The following is a 1,203-nucleotide window of genomic DNA, read 5'->3' on the forward strand; positions in this document are numbered from 1 at the left end:
CCACCGGCAAGCTCTACTACCGCATCCGCACCCGCAAACGCTGGCGGGAGGTGGTGTCCTTCCTCAAGACGCTGCGGGCCCGCTGGCCGAGCGAGAAGCTGTATGTCATCGCCGACAACTTCTCGCCGCACAAGCACCCCCAGGTCCGCGCCTGGGCGGCCGACAACGACGTGGAGCTGGTATTCCTGCCGACCTACGGCTCCTGGCTGAACTGGATCGAATCAGAGTTCGCCGCGCTGCGGTACTACGCCCTGAACGGCACCGACCACCGCACCCACGATGAGCAGAACACGGCGATCGGCGCCTACGTCCGCTGGCGCAACGCCCGAGCCCAGCCCAAGACGAGCTTCGCCGCCAGCTCACCGATCAGAAGCTGGACCAGTTACCCGGCCAAGGTTGCGTGACGGGCCACTAGTGGGTGTGTCCGCGGGCTATTGGCCGGGCTGGGCTGGGCTGGGCCGCATCGCACAGCGCATCGGCGCACGCGCCCTGCCCGAGCCGGCGCACGAACCTTCACCGAGCCGGAGCATGATGCTCGGACCTCGGGCGAGCCGGGGCACGGACCTTGGCCCCGGTCACTGCGCCAGAAGGAACCTCCGGTCCTCGCGAAGCCCGCTCCGCTCCCTCGATCCCCCCGGAGCACAGGGAAGCCCTGCGGGGCATTGTGGAAGCTCTGTGCACTGTGAAAGCACCGCAGCGCGCTGTAGAAGGCCTTGCGGCGCACTGTGGAAGCCCTGCAGCCGCTGTGACGCCCAGCGGGCAGCGCACCGGCGACCCGCCCGTCGGCCCTCGACCCTCGGCGCTGGTGGTCATGCCCGCAGCCGCCGGGCCGGCCTGCGCGTCGCCCACTGTGCCTCCCGCCTCACTCCCGCTGCCGCCCGGTCCTGTCCGCGTGCCACCCCTCTATCACTCACGCAGCCGCCGGGCTGTTCCCAGGCGGTGGTAGGTGAAGGCCCAGCGGTCGGGGCCTTCTTTGCGGCGGGTGTAGCGCTCGGGGTGCTGGTAGCGGTCCCGATTGTGGAACTGGCAGGCCGGACCCAGCAGCTTCAGGTCGGTCAGCCCGCCGCTACTCCAGTTGTCGGCGTGGTCGATCTGGCACATGGTCGCCGGAAGCGGGCAGCCGTCGATCCAGCAGGTGGCATATCGGGCGAACACCGCCCTGCGCTGGGCGGGGGTGGCCAGGCGGACCTTGCGGCCCATGTC

The 1,203-nt window shown here is 70.1% G+C and carries 2 protein-coding genes; one reads left to right on the forward strand and one right to left on the reverse strand.

What is annotated here, in order from left to right:
- A partial coding sequence (locus tag FLX08_RS39890) for a transposase (protein WP_208761981.1) occupies positions 1 to 404 on the forward strand: 404 nt, incomplete at its 5' end.
- Between the two features lie 502 nt (positions 405 to 906).
- On the opposite strand, the gene FLX08_RS41100 is transcribed toward FLX08_RS39890, so the two are convergent.
- Positions 907 to 1,203 (reverse strand): HNH endonuclease signature motif containing protein (locus FLX08_RS41100; protein WP_167530776.1); only part of this gene is annotated, 297 nt, incomplete at its 5' end.

It is taken from the genome of Microbispora hainanensis, assembly GCF_006874475.1.
Classification (GTDB): Bacteria; Actinomycetota; Actinomycetes; order Streptosporangiales; family Streptosporangiaceae; genus Microbispora; species Microbispora hainanensis.